The sequence below is a fragment of the Skermanella stibiiresistens SB22 genome (assembly GCF_000576635.1).
In the GTDB taxonomy this organism is placed as follows: Bacteria; Pseudomonadota; Alphaproteobacteria; order Azospirillales; family Azospirillaceae; genus Skermanella; species Skermanella stibiiresistens.
Genome location: NZ_AVFL01000015.1, coordinates 110,484 through 125,085 on the forward strand (window position 1 = coordinate 110,484; position 14,602 = coordinate 125,085).

At 66.9% G+C, this 14,602-nt stretch carries 12 protein-coding genes; 5 read left to right on the forward strand and 7 right to left on the reverse strand.

Annotated elements, in window-relative coordinates; translation table 11 throughout:
* Window positions 1-22 precede the first annotated feature (22 nt).
* From N825_RS19950 to N825_RS19965, 4 genes are all read right to left on the reverse strand, one after another.
* Window positions 23-1,117 (reverse strand): YheT family hydrolase, encoded by a 1,095-nt coding sequence (locus tag N825_RS19950; protein ID WP_084164895.1) that lies wholly within the window; start codon window positions 1,115-1,117, stop codon window positions 23-25.
* Window positions 1,083-1,544 carry a hypothetical protein gene (locus N825_RS36715; RefSeq protein WP_051512644.1) on the reverse strand — a complete coding sequence of 154 codons (462 nt, stop codon included), beginning with the start codon at window positions 1,542-1,544 and terminating at the stop codon, window positions 1,083-1,085. Before N825_RS36715 ends, N825_RS19950 begins: the two co-directional genes overlap by 35 nt.
* Before the next feature lie 438 nt (window positions 1,545-1,982).
* A complete protein-coding gene (locus tag N825_RS19960) occupies window positions 1,983-2,978 on the reverse strand; it encodes an Rpn family recombination-promoting nuclease/putative transposase (protein ID WP_037455952.1) in 996 nt (331 codons plus the stop codon).
* 100 nt (window positions 2,979-3,078) lie between these two features.
* The gene (locus tag N825_RS19965) at window positions 3,079-4,326 is read right to left on the reverse strand and encodes a type III PLP-dependent enzyme (protein ID WP_084164897.1); all 1,248 of its coding nucleotides are present in this window, start codon (window positions 4,324-4,326) and stop codon (window positions 3,079-3,081) included.
* 327 nt (window positions 4,327-4,653) lie between these two features.
* Between N825_RS19965 and N825_RS19970 the strand changes: the two genes are divergently transcribed.
* From N825_RS19970 to N825_RS19980, 3 genes are read left to right on the forward strand one after another with little or no spacing between them, the layout of a single operon-like run.
* Window positions 4,654-6,153, forward strand: coding sequence for an aldehyde dehydrogenase family protein (locus N825_RS19970; RefSeq protein ID WP_037455955.1), 1,500 nt, complete (start codon window positions 4,654-4,656; stop codon window positions 6,151-6,153).
* A gap of 17 nt (window positions 6,154-6,170) precedes the next feature.
* Complete coding sequence (locus tag N825_RS19975; protein WP_051512645.1) at window positions 6,171-8,549, forward strand: penicillin acylase family protein; 2,379 nt, start codon at window positions 6,171-6,173, stop codon at window positions 8,547-8,549.
* 24 nt (window positions 8,550-8,573) lie between these two features.
* Window positions 8,574-9,788 carry a threonine ammonia-lyase gene (locus tag N825_RS19980; protein WP_051512646.1) on the forward strand — a complete coding sequence of 405 codons (1,215 nt, stop codon included), beginning with the start codon at window positions 8,574-8,576 and terminating at the stop codon, window positions 9,786-9,788.
* A 30-nt stretch (window positions 9,789-9,818) separates the two neighbouring features.
* Here N825_RS19980 and N825_RS19985 read toward each other — a convergent pair whose 3' ends face one another.
* Complete coding sequence (locus N825_RS19985; RefSeq protein ID WP_037455960.1) at window positions 9,819-10,304, reverse strand: flavin reductase family protein; 486 nt, start codon at window positions 10,302-10,304, stop codon at window positions 9,819-9,821.
* Between the two features lie 203 nt (window positions 10,305-10,507).
* Here N825_RS19985 and motA point away from each other — a divergent pair, with 203 nt between their 5' ends.
* Both motA and motB read left to right on the forward strand, forming a co-directional pair.
* Window positions 10,508-11,368 carry a flagellar motor stator protein MotA gene (motA, locus tag N825_RS19990; RefSeq protein WP_037455964.1) on the forward strand — a complete coding sequence of 287 codons (861 nt, stop codon included), beginning with the start codon at window positions 10,508-10,510 and terminating at the stop codon, window positions 11,366-11,368.
* 17 nt (window positions 11,369-11,385) lie between these two features.
* Window positions 11,386-12,330 carry a flagellar motor protein MotB gene (gene motB, locus N825_RS19995; RefSeq protein ID WP_037455967.1) on the forward strand — a complete coding sequence of 315 codons (945 nt, stop codon included), beginning with the start codon at window positions 11,386-11,388 and terminating at the stop codon, window positions 12,328-12,330.
* 7 nt (window positions 12,331-12,337) lie between these two features.
* Here the strand turns inward: motB and N825_RS20000 are convergent, their stop codons facing one another.
* Both N825_RS20000 and N825_RS20005 read right to left on the reverse strand, forming a co-directional pair.
* Window positions 12,338-13,588: a cytochrome P450 gene (locus N825_RS20000; RefSeq protein ID WP_037455970.1), complete on the reverse strand. Its 1,251-nt coding sequence runs from the start codon at window positions 13,586-13,588 to the stop codon at window positions 12,338-12,340.
* 58 nt (window positions 13,589-13,646) lie between these two features.
* Window positions 13,647-14,585, reverse strand: a complete 939-nt coding sequence (locus N825_RS20005; RefSeq protein WP_245613175.1) for a DMT family transporter — start codon at window positions 14,583-14,585, stop codon at window positions 13,647-13,649.
* Window positions 14,586-14,602 lie beyond the last annotated feature (17 nt).

The following is a 14,602-nucleotide window of genomic DNA, read 5'->3' on the forward strand; positions in this document are numbered from 1 at the left end:
GCGGGGTCAGGATAGAAGGGGGTCAGGCGGTCTTGGCATCCGAGTCGCCGAAGCCCTTGATCATTCCCTTGAGGAAACTGACGATGCATTGGTCGTGCCATGGATCGGCGCCGGCCCCATGGAATCCGACATGGCCACCGCCGCGTGGCAGCAACGACGTCAGCCACGGATTGGACCCCCAGTCGAAGCCCAGATAGGCGTCGGCTGGGATCCAGGGGTCGTCCAACGCGTGGATCACCAGGGTGGGAACGCGGATCCGCCCCATGAATCGGACGGCGGAGTTGACCTCGTGGTACTCGTCCGCACCCGACCAGCCGTGCCGCGGCGCCACGAAGCGTTCATCGAATTCCCTGCAGTTCCGCACTTGGCGGACGATCGCCTTGTAGGACTCCGGAACCGGCATGCCCAGCACCTCCTCCTTCATGCGGGCGACCACCCGTCGATGATAGAAGAAGTTTCGCCGGCTCATCATGCGCCGGCTGGTTTCCGCCAGATCGATCGGCGCCGACACGGCGGCCGCCGCGATGACCCGCTCCGGCGTCCCCTCGCCCAGCATCTTCAGGGTCAGGTTGGCGCCCAGCGAAAAGCCGATCAGCACGATGCCATGCCGGGTCAGGTGCGCGGCTATTTGGGCCAGCACCATCCGGAGGTCTTCGGTCCGACCCGCGTGATACTGCTCGACGCAGAACGGCTGCGAGGGCCCCGCTCCCCGCAGGTTGAGGCGCAGGACCGCCAAGCCCCGGCGCAGCAGGACCGCCGCCGAAGCCCGCATGTAGTGGCTCTCGGTATCGCCCGTCACGCCATGGACCAGCACGGCGAGCGGCAGGTCTCCCGAAGGCTCCGCGGGCCAGTTCAAGGTGGCGTGCAGCACGTCGCCGGTACCGTCCAGCATCCGGAACCGCATCCGCTTTTCCGGGAAGTCCTCGGGCCGATAGCGACCTCGAATCAGGACACTGCGGACGGTCTGGAGGTCGGCGCCCCACCAGGGCGCGCGCGGCGCGAACGATGGGAAATCGAACGGCGGCGGCGTGAAGGCGCTGGCGTCCTCATCGATCCCCTGATCCGGGAAATCGGGATCGGGGTCAGCGATCGTCGGGTTCGGCTGAATACTGTTCATAGGCGCTGTGCAGGGCGGCGTAGAAGGGGTTGGTATCGATGAATTTTGTCATCGCCTTGATGTTGGCCTTGTCGCCCTGGATCCACTGGTCCGCCGCCTGCTGATGCTCGGGGTGAATCGAGAGCAGATAGAACGCGGCCTGATCGGCCGACATCATCTCCTCCTCGCCCAGCTTCTCCAGGATGGCGCCGATGTGGAGCGGCAGCACGGCGGTAAATGGCAAATCGCCTCGGCTCTCCAGATCCCGCAGGTTCCGGTCGAAGGCTTTCCGGAGCCGCTCGATGATCTGGAAGAAGACCGCGCGGCGCTGCTTCCATGTCGGCTCATCGGCAAGGATTTCAACCAGACTGTCGAACAGGCGAGTCTGATCGTCATCGAACCCCTCGCAGGCCGATTGCGCCGGTTTGGGTATCGGAAACGCGGTCATGAGTGCTCCCCTTGGATCACGTCGGCTCCAACCTCGCGGTGCCTCATCGGGAGCCGACGAGGAAATCGCGAACCGCCACGATCCGATCCGCCGACATGAGGGGCGGAGCATGCCCGACGCCGGGAAATTCCACCAGTGCCGCGCGGGGTCCACGCGCCGTCATTTCCTCGGCGGTGCCCTTTGGGCGGCAAATTGCCGTCGCCACCGCGTAGGATCACGGTCGGATCAGCCGGGGCGGGAGCCACCTCGTCGAAGTCGTGCGAATTGTGCGTCAGACCGTGGACGCGAACGACCGATCGCTCGGATCGCCCCGGTCCCCACACCGTGTGGGCGACACGATGAAACCCCGCCACATTCAGCCCGCGAAGGCTCATTTCCCGATGAGTGCGCATGCGGAAAACCTAGCACACCGGCCTTCCCGTTCCAACGCCGGAGCCGTCAGTGGCGGCTTTCCTCGGGGAACACCTGATCGAGCGAAGACACCGTCAACGCGCGCCGCAGCAGCCCATCGAGGTCGTCCGGGGCCGACGCGCGCACGCGATCCTCGACCTCGCGGGGCACCGGCCCGAAGCGGGTCTCCAACGCAACCAAGATGGTGGCGGTCTTGCCCTTGGCGATACCGGCTTCCTCGCCTTTGTGGAAGCCTCTCTCCTCGCCTTCGATAAGTCCCGTCTCCCGACCTTGGCGGAGCCATTCCTTGGCGGCTAGTGAAATCAATTTACCCTCCCGGTCCGGCTTGACCCTGCGCGCCACCCTGGTCAGCAGATTGACCGTGATGGCTGGAAACATCTGGATCATATAACGGATCAATTGCTCTTCAAAGGTGGTTCCAGCGCGGAGGCCGGGCAGGACCGAGGACAGCAGCGATTCGGCATCGGCCATGCGAAAGACGTGCTTCAACGCCAGCAGCCCAGCGCGGACCTCCGCGTCGGATGACAGTTCGGCATCGGGTATCGGACCCAGATCGCACAGGATGTATCCCATGTCGCCCGGCATGTGCCGAAGACCCTCGTCGGCGTCGAGGCAGGCCGTGACGGAGGTCGGCACGTTCCAGGGCCGGCCCCCGTGGTAGAAGACCAGCGGGATGATCGGCGGCAGTCTCAGCTTGCCACCCGGAGCGGTTTTCGCGAGCCTGCGCCAGATCTCCACCCGGTATCCCAGCACCTGGATCGGGGTCATTGGATCGGGAAAGCTCTTGTGCTCGATCAGGATGTAAAGCAACGCGGTCCCGCCGCCGCGCAGGGTCACGCTGAAGAGGCGGTCGCTCTGGGTCGGGTTCAGGTCGGGGTCGACGAACGTGCCATCCAGCAGCGTCGGCGGCTCATCCGTCAGCCGTTCCGCGATGTCGGCGGGCAGGAAGTCGCGGATCAGGATCGCCGCCCGGCGCGGATCGTCGATCAAGGCCCTGAACAGCGAGTCGTGGGTGACGGGCATGAACGGTACACACCATGGCATGAGGCGGCGGCGGGACACACAACCCGATGCGAGCCCGCCACGCCATGCGGCATGATGTCGAACGGTGCCGCCTTCCGTCCTATTCGGCGGCGGCGCTCAGGAAGGGGCACGGCTCCATGTCGGCGGTCGGCAGAAAAGCGTCGTCCCCGACCTCGACGAAGTTGTCGGGGCAGAAGCCGTTGAAGTCGGTGCGGAGTTCCAGCGTATAGGCTCCCGCCTGCCCGATCTCGATGTAGTCGCCTTCCCGCGCGTCCGCCGCCAGCCGATAGGGTCCCTCCATCATGTCGACCGCGTCGCAGGTCGGACCAAACAGGCTGAACTCGGCCAAGTTCTCCGTGATCACCTCGACCCTATCGCCGACCGGGCGCAGTACCCGCATGGGAAAGCGCAGACCCGCGTGTTTCAGGTCGGACAGGCTGCCGTAGATACCGTCGTTGATGTACAGGAAGTTGTCGCGCCGCAACTCCACCCGAACAACCAGCGAGGCGCCCGCCGCGACCAAGGCCCGGCCCGGCTCGCACCACAATTCGCAGTCCTCCGGCAGGTCCAGGCGGGCCAGCCCGGCGTGGATGGCGTCGACATAATCCTCCAGCGGTGGCGGATAGAGGCCGACATAGGCCACGGGAAAGCCCCCACCAACGTCGATCACGCTCAGCGGTATCCTCGCGAGGTCGAGCGTGTGCGCCGCTAGCCTCAGCGCCGCCGTATAGGAACCCGGCGTCAGGCACTGCGATCCGACATGGAACGACAACCCCACGCGATGCCCCGCGGCGAAGGCTTGGCGCAACAAGTCGGCTGCCTGGATCGGCGACACGCCGAACTTGCCCCCCAGGTCATAGACGGCGGCACCGCGCGCCGTCGCCAACCGCACGATGATGACCACATCCGGCGCGGCGCCGGTCTCCGCCAGCACCTTGGCCAACTCGTCCGGATGATCGACCACGAAATGCCGGACCCCGTGCTCGCCATACGCGGCGCGGATGGCGCCCCGTTGCTTGACCGGATGCATGAAGTAGGACTGGGTGTCCGCGAACAGCTCGCCGACCACCGAAATCTCCGGCAAGGACGCCGTGTCGAAATGCCTGATCCCGCCGTCGTGCAGCGCGTCGAGGAATGCCGGCTCCGCGTTGCACTTGACGGCGTACAGGACGTGCCCCGGAAAGGTCTCGACGAAGTGGCGGGCCGTCTCCCTCAGCACGTGCGGCCTCACGCAATAGACCGGCTGTTCCGGCCTGAGCGCCGCGACCATGGCCGCGGCATCCGGATAGCTGGCCGTGCCGTTCGAGGCGCGATTGACCGCGAGGGGAGCGGTGAAGGGCAAGGACATGGGTTCGCGTTCCACCTTTTGGGATGTACTGGAAAGATGCGCTTCGAAAACGGCTAAATTCCGCCAGTCTTTGGCCACGCCCGCCACAGGGGCGATACTGATCGCTTTATGATTTTTCCATGGTAAAGACTAAGTTAAGCAAGGCGAATGAACAATTTGCCTTATATTTTAGACTGCCTCGTTTTCTCTCCCACGCTCCGTCCCAGCGCATACCACGGTCATTCCCGCTGGCCGATCCAGGTGCTACAAGCACGTCATCCCACCCTCCGCGCAGCCCACCAGCCCTGGACCGCCCGGCGACCGTCAAGAAAATCAGGAGGATCGATCGTGCCGACGCCAACCCTTACCCCCAACCTCGACCCCCACGCGCTGGCGCGCGACCTGTCGGGCAAGCTCCTGATCGATGGCGAGATGGTCCCGGCCCGTTCCGGCAAGACCTTCGACGTCGTGAATCCCGCGACCGGCCAGACAGTCGCCCACGCGGCCGAGGGTGACGCGGCCGATGTCGATGTCGCCGTCCAATCCGCCGCGGCGGCCCAGAAGCCCTGGTCGAAGCTGAGCGCCCGCGAGCGCGGCCGTCTCGTCACGGAATGCGGCCGCCGCGTTTCCGAGCACGCCGAGGAACTGGCCCGCCTCGTGGCCCTGGAAACGGGCAAGGCGCTGCGGACCGAGAGCCGGGTCGAGGCCGGCATCGTGGCCGACGCCTTCTTCTTCTTCGGCGGCCTCGGCTCCGAATTGAAGGGTGAATCGGTTCCGTTCAGTCCGAAGATGCTGACGATCACCCAGCGGGACCCGATCGGCGTGATCGGCGCCATCATCCCCTGGAACGTCCCGATGATGCTGATGGCGCTGAAGATCGCGCCGGCCCTGGTCGCCGGCAACACGGTGGTCGTCAAGTCGGCGGAGGAGGCGCCCTTGGCCGTGCTCCGGATCTGCCAGATCATGGCCGCCGTCCTGCCAAAGGGCGTCTTCAACATCCTGTCGGGCCAGGGTCCGGAATGCGGCGGACCGCTGGTCGCCCATCCCAAGGTCGGCAAGGTCACCTTCACCGGCTCGGTCGAGACCGGCAAGATTATCTACCGCGCCGCGGCCGACAAGCTGATCCCCGTAACGCTGGAACTGGGCGGCAAGAGCCCCATGATTGTCATGGGCGACGCCGACTTGGACAAGGCGATCGACGGCGCCATCGCCGGCATGCGTTTCACCCGCCAGGGCCAGAGCTGCACGGCGGCCAGCAGGATCTTCGTCCATGACAGCCTGCACGACGCCTTCGTCAGCCGCCTGAAGGCCCGCGTCGACGCCATGAAGATGGGCGACCCGCTGGACGAGGCCACCGATATCGGCACCATCGTCTCGCGCCAGCAATTCGACAAGGTCAAGTCCTACATCGCCATCGGCACGGAGACCCCCGGCGCCACCGCGCATGCCTGTTCCGCCCTGCCGACCGACGGCGCGTTGGCCAAGGGCCTGTTCGTCCAGCCCGTCATCTTCACCGGGCTTGGCAACGACAGCCGACTGGCGCGCGAGGAGATCTTCGGCCCCGTCACCTGCGTCATCCGCTTCACAGACTACGACAGCGTCATCGAACAGGCGAACGACAGCGAGTACGGCTTGGCCGCCACCATCTGGACCAGCGATCTCAAGACGGCACTGGACGCCACCCAGCGGCTGGAGGCCGGCTTCGTCCAGGTCAACCAAAACCTCGTGGTCCAGCCGGGCCTCAGCTATGGCGGCGTCAAGCATTCCGGTCTGGGCAAGGAGGCGTCCCTGGAGTCGATGCTGGAACACTTCACGCACAAGAAGACCATCATCCTGAATATGGGTTGAGGAAAGGGCCGAACGGCATGTGGCGGTGGAAGCGGACGGCTCTGACGATACTGGCGATCCTCGTCGCCGTCCCGCCACTGGCCGCCGCCGGCGCCTGGCTATGGCTCCGCTCCGGCCAGCCCACCATCGATGGCACCGCCACCCTGCCCGGTCTGGAGGCACCGGTCGAGATCGCGCGCGACGCCAACGCGGTCCCGCACATCTTCGCGCGCGGCAAGGCCGACGCCTATTTCGCGCTCGGCTATGTCCACGCCCAGGATCGGCTGTGGCAGATGGACCTGAACCGCCGGATCGGTTCCGGCCGGCTGTCCGAGGTGATCGGCGCCTCGGGTCTCCGCTACGACAAGCTGATGCGGACGCTGGGATTTTACCGCGACGCCGAGGCCGGCATCCGGGCCCTCGCTCCCGAGGTCCAAGCCGCGCTGACCGCCTACACGGCCGGCGTCAACGCCTCGATCGAAAACCGGAGCGGCCCGTTGCCGATCGAGTTCCAGATCCTCCGGTACCAGCCCGAACCCTGGCGGCCCGCCGACAGCCTCGTCTGGGGCAAGCTGATGGCGTTGCAACTCAGCGGCAACCACCGTGACGAATTGCTGCGCGCCCGGCTGATGCGCCGGTTTCCGGCGGATCGCATCCGCGACCTGTACCCCGATTATCCGGCGACGGCGCCAGTCACCCTCGCCGGCTTACCCGACCTGGATTTAGGCCGGCTCGCCGCGGCACTGCCGCCGCCGCTCGGCCCGTCGGCCGCATCGAACGAATGGGTCGTGTCGGGCGAGATGACGGGCACCGGCAAGCCGATCCTGGCGAACGACCCGCATCTGCAGCTCGGCGCTCCGATCCTGTGGTATCTCGCCCGGATCGAGGCTCCCGGCCTCTCGATCACCGGGGCCACTGTGCCCGGTGTTCCGTTCCACCTGCTGGGCCGCAACGATAGGATCTCGTGGGGCTTCACCACAACCGGCGGCGACACCCAGGATCTCTTCATCGAACGCCTGGACCCGTCCGATCCGTCGAGATACCTGACGCCCGACGGACCCGAACCATTCATCGAGCGGGTCGAGACCATCAAGGTCAAGGACGCGCCGGACGAGACACTGACCGTCCGGGCCACCCGCCACGGGCCCGTCCTGTCCGACATCGAGCCGGATGCCCTCGGCGCCGCTCCCCAGGGGCATGTCGTGGCCCTGGCCTTCACGGGACTCAGCGACCGCGACACCACGCCGGAGGCCCTGTACCGGCTCAACCGCGCGCCGGACTGGGAAGGCTTCAAGGCGGCGCTCCGGCTGTACCAATCACCCCAGCAGAACATCGCTTACGCCGATATCCAGGGCAACATCGGCCTGTACACCCCCGGCCTCGTTCCCATCCGCCGCAAGGGCGACGGCAGCGTTCCGGTTCCGGGCTGGACCGACGAGTTCGGCTGGACGGGAGCGATACCGTTCGACGAACTGCCGCACGCCTTCAATCCACCGGCCCAGCGTATCGTCAACGCCAACAACCGCGTCGTCCCGCCGGACTATCCCCGCTTCATCACCAATCGATGGGACGACTGGTACCGCGCGTCGCGCATCGAACAGGTCCTGTCGGAGACCAAGCGCCACGACGTCGACGCCGCCCAGGCGCTCCTGATGGACAGCGTCACCCCCGTCTTCGCCGAGCTTCGGCCCGAGATGCGCGGGATTGTCGCGACCACGCCCGAGGCGGAGACGGCGCTCGACCTGCTGCGCGACTGGGACGGCACCATGGACCGTGACCAACCGGAGCCCCTGATCTTCGAGTGGTGGCTGCGCGATCTCCACCGCGCCGTCTACGCCGACGAGTTGGGTGACCTGTTCGGCGACGTGCTGTCGTCCAGCCCGCGCGTTCTCCTCCACATGCTGAGGGGGGCGCCGCGCTGGTGCGACGACACCATTACGCCGGACCGGACCGAGTCTTGCGACGACATCCTGACCGCCTCGTTCAACCGCACGGTCCAGGAACTTCGCCAGCGTCATGGCGACGACCCGACCGATTGGCGCTGGGGCATGGAGCATCGGGCCCCCTTGGCCCATCAGGTGCTCAGCCGCGTCCCCGTGCTCGGGGACCTGTTCGACATCGGGATCGAGACCGACGGTGGCAATCAGACCGTCAACCGCGGCGGCAGCGCCATCCGAGACGCCCAAGCGCCGTTCTCCCACGTCCACGGTGCCGGCTACCGGGCGGTCTACGACATGTCGGACCCGGCCAATTCCCGTTTCATGATCGCCACCGGCCAATCGGGCGATCCGCTGTCCTCCCACTACGGCGACCTTGTCGAACGCTGGCGGAACGGCGACCATTTCACCATCGCCGGCTCGCTGGACGAGGTGACGGCCACCGGCCTCGGCCGGCTCACCCTGCTCCCCGCCCCCTGACCCCTGATCCCGGAGCCTCCGCCCATGTCGATCGGCCTCGAAGACATCAGACGCGCGGCGGCCATCGTGGCGGAGGACCTGCCGCCAACGCCGACCGTCGCGGCGCCCCGTTTGTCGGAGCAGACCGGGACCAAGCTGTTCCTCAAGCTGGAGAGCCTGCGCCACACCGGCTCGTTCAAGGAGCGCGGCGCCCTGGTCAAGCTGAGGAGCCTGGACGCGGCGCAGGCCCGGCAGGGCGTCATCGCCATGTCCGCCGGCAATCACGCCCAGGGGGTGGCCCACCACGCGACCCGGCTTGGCATCCCCGCCACCATCGTGATGCCGGCGCAGACCCCGTTCACCAAGGTCGAGCGGACGGAGGCCTACGGCGGCCGCGTCCTGCTCCATGGCGACACGCTGAGCGACGCCGAAACCTTCGCCCACGCCGTCGCCGAGCACGACGGATTGACCTTCGTCCACCCCTACGACGACCCTCTGATCATCGCGGGACAAGGCACCATCGGGCTGGAGATGCTGGAGGCCGTGCCGGACCTGGATACACTGGTGATCCCGATCGGCGGCGGCGGCCTGATCGCCGGCATCGCCGTCGCGGCCAAGGCCCTGAAGCCCGGCATCCGGATCATCGGCGTCGAGGCCGAGCTGTACCCGTCCATGAAGCGGACGCTGGCCGATGCTCCCGTGTCATGCTCCGGCGCCACCATCGCGGAGGGCATCGCCGTCAAGTCGCCCGGCTTGCTGACGCGGGAGATCATCCGGGATTTGGTCGACGATATCGTCCTGGTCGGCGAGGAGTGCCTGGAGCGCGCCATCTACACCCTGATCACCGAGCAGAAGCTGGTGGTCGAAGGAGCGGGTGCGGCCGGTGTCGCGGCCTTGCTGGACGATCCCGACCGTTTCGCGGGACAGACCGTCGGCACCGTCATCTGCGGCGGCAACATCGACGCCCGCGTGCTGGCCTCGATCCTGATGCGCGGACTGGTCCGCCAGCGCCGCGTCGTCCGTCTGCGCATCGGCCTGAGCGACGCGCCCGGAGCGCTCGCGAAGGTGGCGCAGTTCCTCGGCGACGCGGGCGGCAACATCGTGGAGGTCTATCACCAGCGCCTGTTCCACAACGTCCCGGTCAAGATGGCCGATATCGATGTCGTGCTGGAAACCCGCGATCCGGCCCATGTGGACGCCATCATCGCCCAACTGCGCGCCGCGGGCTATCCAGCCGAATTGATGGACGACGTGTCGTGAGGCTCCAGGCCCAGAGGTCCAGGTCGGCTCTCAGCCTTGGTCGGTGATCCCGGCGTAGTCGCCCTTGTAGTACAGCAGCGGCTTGCCCTCCGCCACCGAGGCCAGCCGCTTGACCCTGCCGACCATGATGACATGGTCGCCGGCGTCGTGGACAGCCTCCGTCGCGCAATCCATCGACGCGAGGCAGCCAGCCAGGATCGGCGCTCCCGTCTCCCACGTCTCCCAGGTCAAGCCTTCCCACCGGTCGCCGAACGCGGTGGAGAACCGCACGGAGAGGTCGCGCTGCCCCTCCGCCAGCACATTGACCGCGAACCGGCCCGAACTGGTGAAGACATCCAGGTTGTTGGACGTCTTGCCCAGGCAGAACAGCACCAGGGGCGGGTCCAGCGACACGGAACTGAAGGAGTTGGCGGTCAGCCCGAAGGTCTCGCCCGCGTCGGTCGCGGTGGTGATCACCGTGATCCCGGTGGCGAAGCATCCCAGGGCGTTGCGGAACGCCCGCCGGTCAAAGCTCATGGCGAAGGTTCGCTCGGTTCAGGCTGAAAAAAGGCATCTCGCGTGTTTCGGTATATCAGGCGGGCACCGCGCGCAAGCTTGAAGTACCGCCGCCAGCGCCCGCCAGCCGCCCCACTAAGGGCTTCTTAACGAAACCAGCCCACTCTATCGGAAGTGATCCCAACTCCCAATTCCGACCCTTCACGCGGTGGCAACTCCCGGACATGCTGTTCATCATCGGCTCCATCACCGTCCTGGTCAGCGTGCTGGGCGGCTACGCGGCCATGGGTGGTCATATCGGCGTGCTGTGGCAACCGTTCGAGGCGGTGATCATTGTCGGCGCCGCCATCGGCGCGTTCATCATCTCGAATCCCAAGACGGTTCTGAGCCGCTGCGGCAAAGCGATGTTCACCCTGCTGAAGGGCTCGCGCTACGACAAGAACAGCTACCTGGAGCTGCTTAGCCTCCAGTACCAAGTTTTCAAGATCGCCAAGACCCGGGGTCTCCTGGCCCTCGAACAGCATATCGAGAAGCCTGAGGAAAGCTCGCTGTTTCAGCAGTTCCCCAAATTCCACGGCAATCACCACGCCGTCGTCTTCCTCTGCGATTACCTGCGCCTGATGTCGCTCGGCTCCGATAATCCCCACGAGCTCGAGACGCTGATGGAGGAGGAGTTGGAAACCCACCACCAGGAACACGCGCAGATCTCGGGCGCGATCCAGACCATGGCCGATGGCATGCCGGCGCTGGGCATCGTCGCCGCGGTCCTGGGCGTGATCAAGACCATGGGCTCCATCACCGAACCGCCGGAGGTGCTGGGCAAGCTGATCGGTGGCGCGCTGGTCGGGACCTTCCTGGGCGTCTGGATCTCCTATGGCTTCCTCGCCCCCATCGCCAGTTCGCTGAAGGCCGTCTACGAGGCCGAGGTCAAGTACTTCCAGTGCATGAAGGCGGGCTTGCTGGCCCACCTGCACGGCTACGCCCCCGCCGTCTCGGTCGAATACGCCCGCAAGGCCCTGCTGACCGACGTCCGCCCAACCTTCTACGAGGTCGAGGACGCGACGTCGGCCCTGCCGCCCGCCTGATCCGGCAGAGCTCCGCGATGGCGCCGCCTCCACCCTCGCCCGGCAACAACCAGCAGCCGGTCATCATCATCAAGCGGAAGCGCAAGCGGCACCACGACGCCCATCACGGCGGCGCGTGGAAGGTCGCCTACGCCGACTTCGTGACGGCGATGATGGCGTTCTTCCTGCTGCTATGGCTGCTCAACGTCACCACCTCGCAGCAGCGGAAGGGCATCGCCGACTACTTCAGCCCCGCCAGCGTGTCGCGCGAGACCAGTGGCAGCGGCGGCGTCCTCGGTGGCCTGACCATCACGGTCCCAGGCGCCATGATCTCCCCCGGCTCGCCGATGAACATGACCCAGCCGACGGCCAGCCGCGCCGGCGAGTCCGAGAAGGAGCCCAACCAGATCTCGGAGGAGCAGTACGACGCCGCCGGCATGAGCACCGCCCAGATCGAGGACAAGGCGCTTCGCGAGGAGATGGCGAAGCGCGAGCAGAAGCAGTTCGACGAGGCCGAGAAGACGCTACGGAAAGCGATCGAGGGCGTGCCGGAACTCTCGCAGCTGGCGGACAGCCTGATGATCGAGCAGACGCCGGAGGGTCTGCGGATCCAGATCGTCGATCAGGCGAACTATTCCATGTTCCCGCTCGGCAGCGCCCAGATGTATCCCCCGACCCGCCAGCTCTTGGGATTGGTCGCCCAGGCGGTCGGGCGCCTGCCCAACAAGCTGTCGATCAGCGGCCACACCGACGGTACCCGCTTCGCGAGGGGCGACATCTACGGCAATTGGGAACTCTCGACCGACCGCGCCAATTCCAGCCGCCGCGCCCTGATCGCGGGCGGGATCGACGAAACCCGGATCGCGACCGTGGTCGGCCGCGCCGACCGCGACCACCTGCTCCCCACCGATCCGCAGTCGCCGCGCAACCGCCGGATCAGCATCATCCTGCTGCGCGACATCAAGCCCCTGCCAAAACGCTAGCCAAACGCTAGGCCGCGACGGCCTCAACCCGCTGGATCACGAAGCCGCTGGCCGGCCCCGTCGGCATGTCCGAGAGCGACACCGTCAGATCCTGCCTCGGCACCACATACCCCATGCCGTTGACCAGCATCCGCACCGCCCGCTTGACCAGTTCGATCGTGATCCACTCGCCGGGGCAGCGGTGCCCGGTTTCGAAGTCGCCTCCCCCCTGTGGAATGAAGTTGAAGGCGCTGCCGTCCCAGATCACGAACCGTTCGGGCCGGAACCGGTCTGGGTCGCCCCAAACCCGCTTCTCATGATTGGTCCCGTAGAGATCCAGCAGCACCCAGTCGCGTTCGGCGAACCGGTGGCCGCGCCACTCGAACGGCTCCAGCACCCGCCCGCCGATCACCGGGAAGAACGGGTAGAACCGCCGGACCTCCTGGGTGAACATCTCCAGGTAACGGTCGTCTCCCGCCGCCTCCCGCGCGGTTTCCGGATGCTGGTGCAGCGCCAGCGCCGCGAAGGTGATGAACCGGTCGACCGCGACGATCGGCCGGAGGATGTTCAGCAACTCGACCGCCGCCACCTTGACCGGCAACAATTCGCCGCCGTCGTCGCGATGCCACGCGATCACCTCCAGGGCGGAACCGTCCCGCACCGCCAAGCTCCCGTCCCGGACGGCCTCGACCTGTGCGCGCGCCCATCCCTCGGTCCGCGCGCGCAGTACCCGGCCCCGCCAGGCGCGGGGCCCGACGGAGCCCGCTCCGCCGATCATGGCGCGGAACTCGCGCGTCCGCTCGACCGCCTCGGCCTCCGTCAGCGGCACGCCCGCCCAGTCGCACGCGGCCCGGCACAGCACGCCCCCGATCTCGTCGCGCACGACGACCCTGTCCATCCGAGACCACGCCGGTAGGGTGGCGCGCCACGCCCTCTCCAGCGCGTCGCCCATCTCCCTGACGGCCTCGGGTTTCATCAGCGACAGGAACATGCGCTTCCGAACGCGGTGGGCCTCCCCATCCAGCGAGGCGACGCTCCCCTTGTCCTGAAGCAGCGCGAAGGTGGTCCTTGGGATGGCTCCGTTCCGGGTGAAGCGGCCCGGATGATAGAAGACGCGCGCCGCCTCCTCGCCCCGCATGCAGACGACCCGGCGCAGCATCATCCGGGTGACGAACGCATCGGACCCAAGTTGGCGGCAGCGGTTCGTGATGAAGGGATACCCTTCCCTGAGCAGGGCGAGCGTGGTGTCGGGGCTTTTGTCGCGGGGGATACCCGGCATGCGATCTCCGTGGATTGGTTGGTCCGCCCGGGTCGAAAGCCCGACATCACCCCGCGTCTCACCCGCCGCCCTTGGCCCGCTTCAGGGTCGATCCGCCCGTCGTGGTCGCCAGATAGATCCCGGGCAGGATCAGCGCCACCCCCGCCAGATGGAACAAACGCGGCTGCTCGCCCAGCAGCAGGTAGGCCAAGCCGGCGATGTAAATCGGCACCAGGTACATCAGCAGCCCGGTTCGGCTGGGTCCGACCATGGTGATCAGCTTGCCGTAGAGCAGATAAGCCCCGATGCTCGGCACCAGCGCCAGGAAAATCCAGATGGTGGCCGTGCGGCCGTCGAACACCGCCCGCTCCCCGAAGGCGAACTCCAGTGCCAGGAACGGCAGCAGCACCAGCACGCCGCCGGCCGTGATGGCCGTCAGCCTGCCCGTCAGATCCAGACGCGATGGCCGGTACTTCAAGAGCACGGAATAGACCGCCCACCCCATGGTCGCCAGCACCGTCCACAGGTCGCCGGCGGTGAATCGCAGCGTCGCCAGCACCCCTGGATCGCCCCGCGCGATGATCGTCAGCACCCCGGCGAGACATAGGGCGATGCCACCCACCTGCCCGGCCGACACCCGCTCGCCCCAGAACACGCGGCCCAGCAGCACGATCAGGATCGGCGTCGTCGAATAGATCAGGCCGATATTGGTGGCGGTCGTGGTGGCACCCGCCAAATACACCGGCGGCCCGCACACGCCCATGCCCAGGGCGCCGAGCAGCAGCAGGTTGGGCCACTCCCGCGCGATCACCGCCCTGCATCGCCACAGTCCCCGCGCGGTGAAGGGCAGCAGGAACGCCACCGTCAGGAACCAGCGGCCGAACGCCAGCGCCACCGGCGGCACGCTCCCTTCGACCCAGCGCGCCGCCAGCATGTTGCTGGACATCATCAGCGGCGCCACCAGCAGCAGCGCGTAGGCCAGACGGGACGGCGCGCGATCCCCCATGGGAGCGGTCACGGAAATACGGTCCGGCA

Bases quoted from the DNA above. Each gene is read 5' to 3' on its own strand.
- motA (WP_037455964.1), top strand. From the start codon at position 10,508: ATGCTGTTCATCATCGGCTCCATCACCGTCCTGGTCAGCGTGCTGGGC.
- N825_RS36715 (WP_051512644.1), bottom strand. From the start codon at position 1,544: ATGACCGCGTTTCCGATACCCAAACCGGCGCAATCGGCCTGCGAGGGG.
- N825_RS20000 (WP_037455970.1), bottom strand. From the start codon at position 13,588: ATGCCGGGTATCCCCCGCGACAAAAGCCCCGACACCACGCTCGCCCTG.
- N825_RS19960 (WP_037455952.1), bottom strand. From the start codon at position 2,978: ATGCCCGTCACCCACGACTCGCTGTTCAGGGCCTTGATCGACGATCCG.
- N825_RS19985 (WP_037455960.1), bottom strand. From the start codon at position 10,304: ATGAGCTTTGACCGGCGGGCGTTCCGCAACGCCCTGGGATGCTTCGCC.
- N825_RS19980 (WP_051512646.1), top strand. From the start codon at position 8,574: ATGTCGATCGGCCTCGAAGACATCAGACGCGCGGCGGCCATCGTGGCG.
- N825_RS19975 (WP_051512645.1), top strand. From the start codon at position 6,171: ATGTGGCGGTGGAAGCGGACGGCTCTGACGATACTGGCGATCCTCGTC.
- N825_RS19950 (WP_084164895.1), bottom strand. From the start codon at position 1,117: ATGAACAGTATTCAGCCGAACCCGACGATCGCTGACCCCGATCCCGAT.
- N825_RS19965 (WP_084164897.1), bottom strand. From the start codon at position 4,326: ATGTCCTTGCCCTTCACCGCTCCCCTCGCGGTCAATCGCGCCTCGAAC.
- motB (WP_037455967.1), top strand. From the start codon at position 11,386: ATGGCGCCGCCTCCACCCTCGCCCGGCAACAACCAGCAGCCGGTCATC.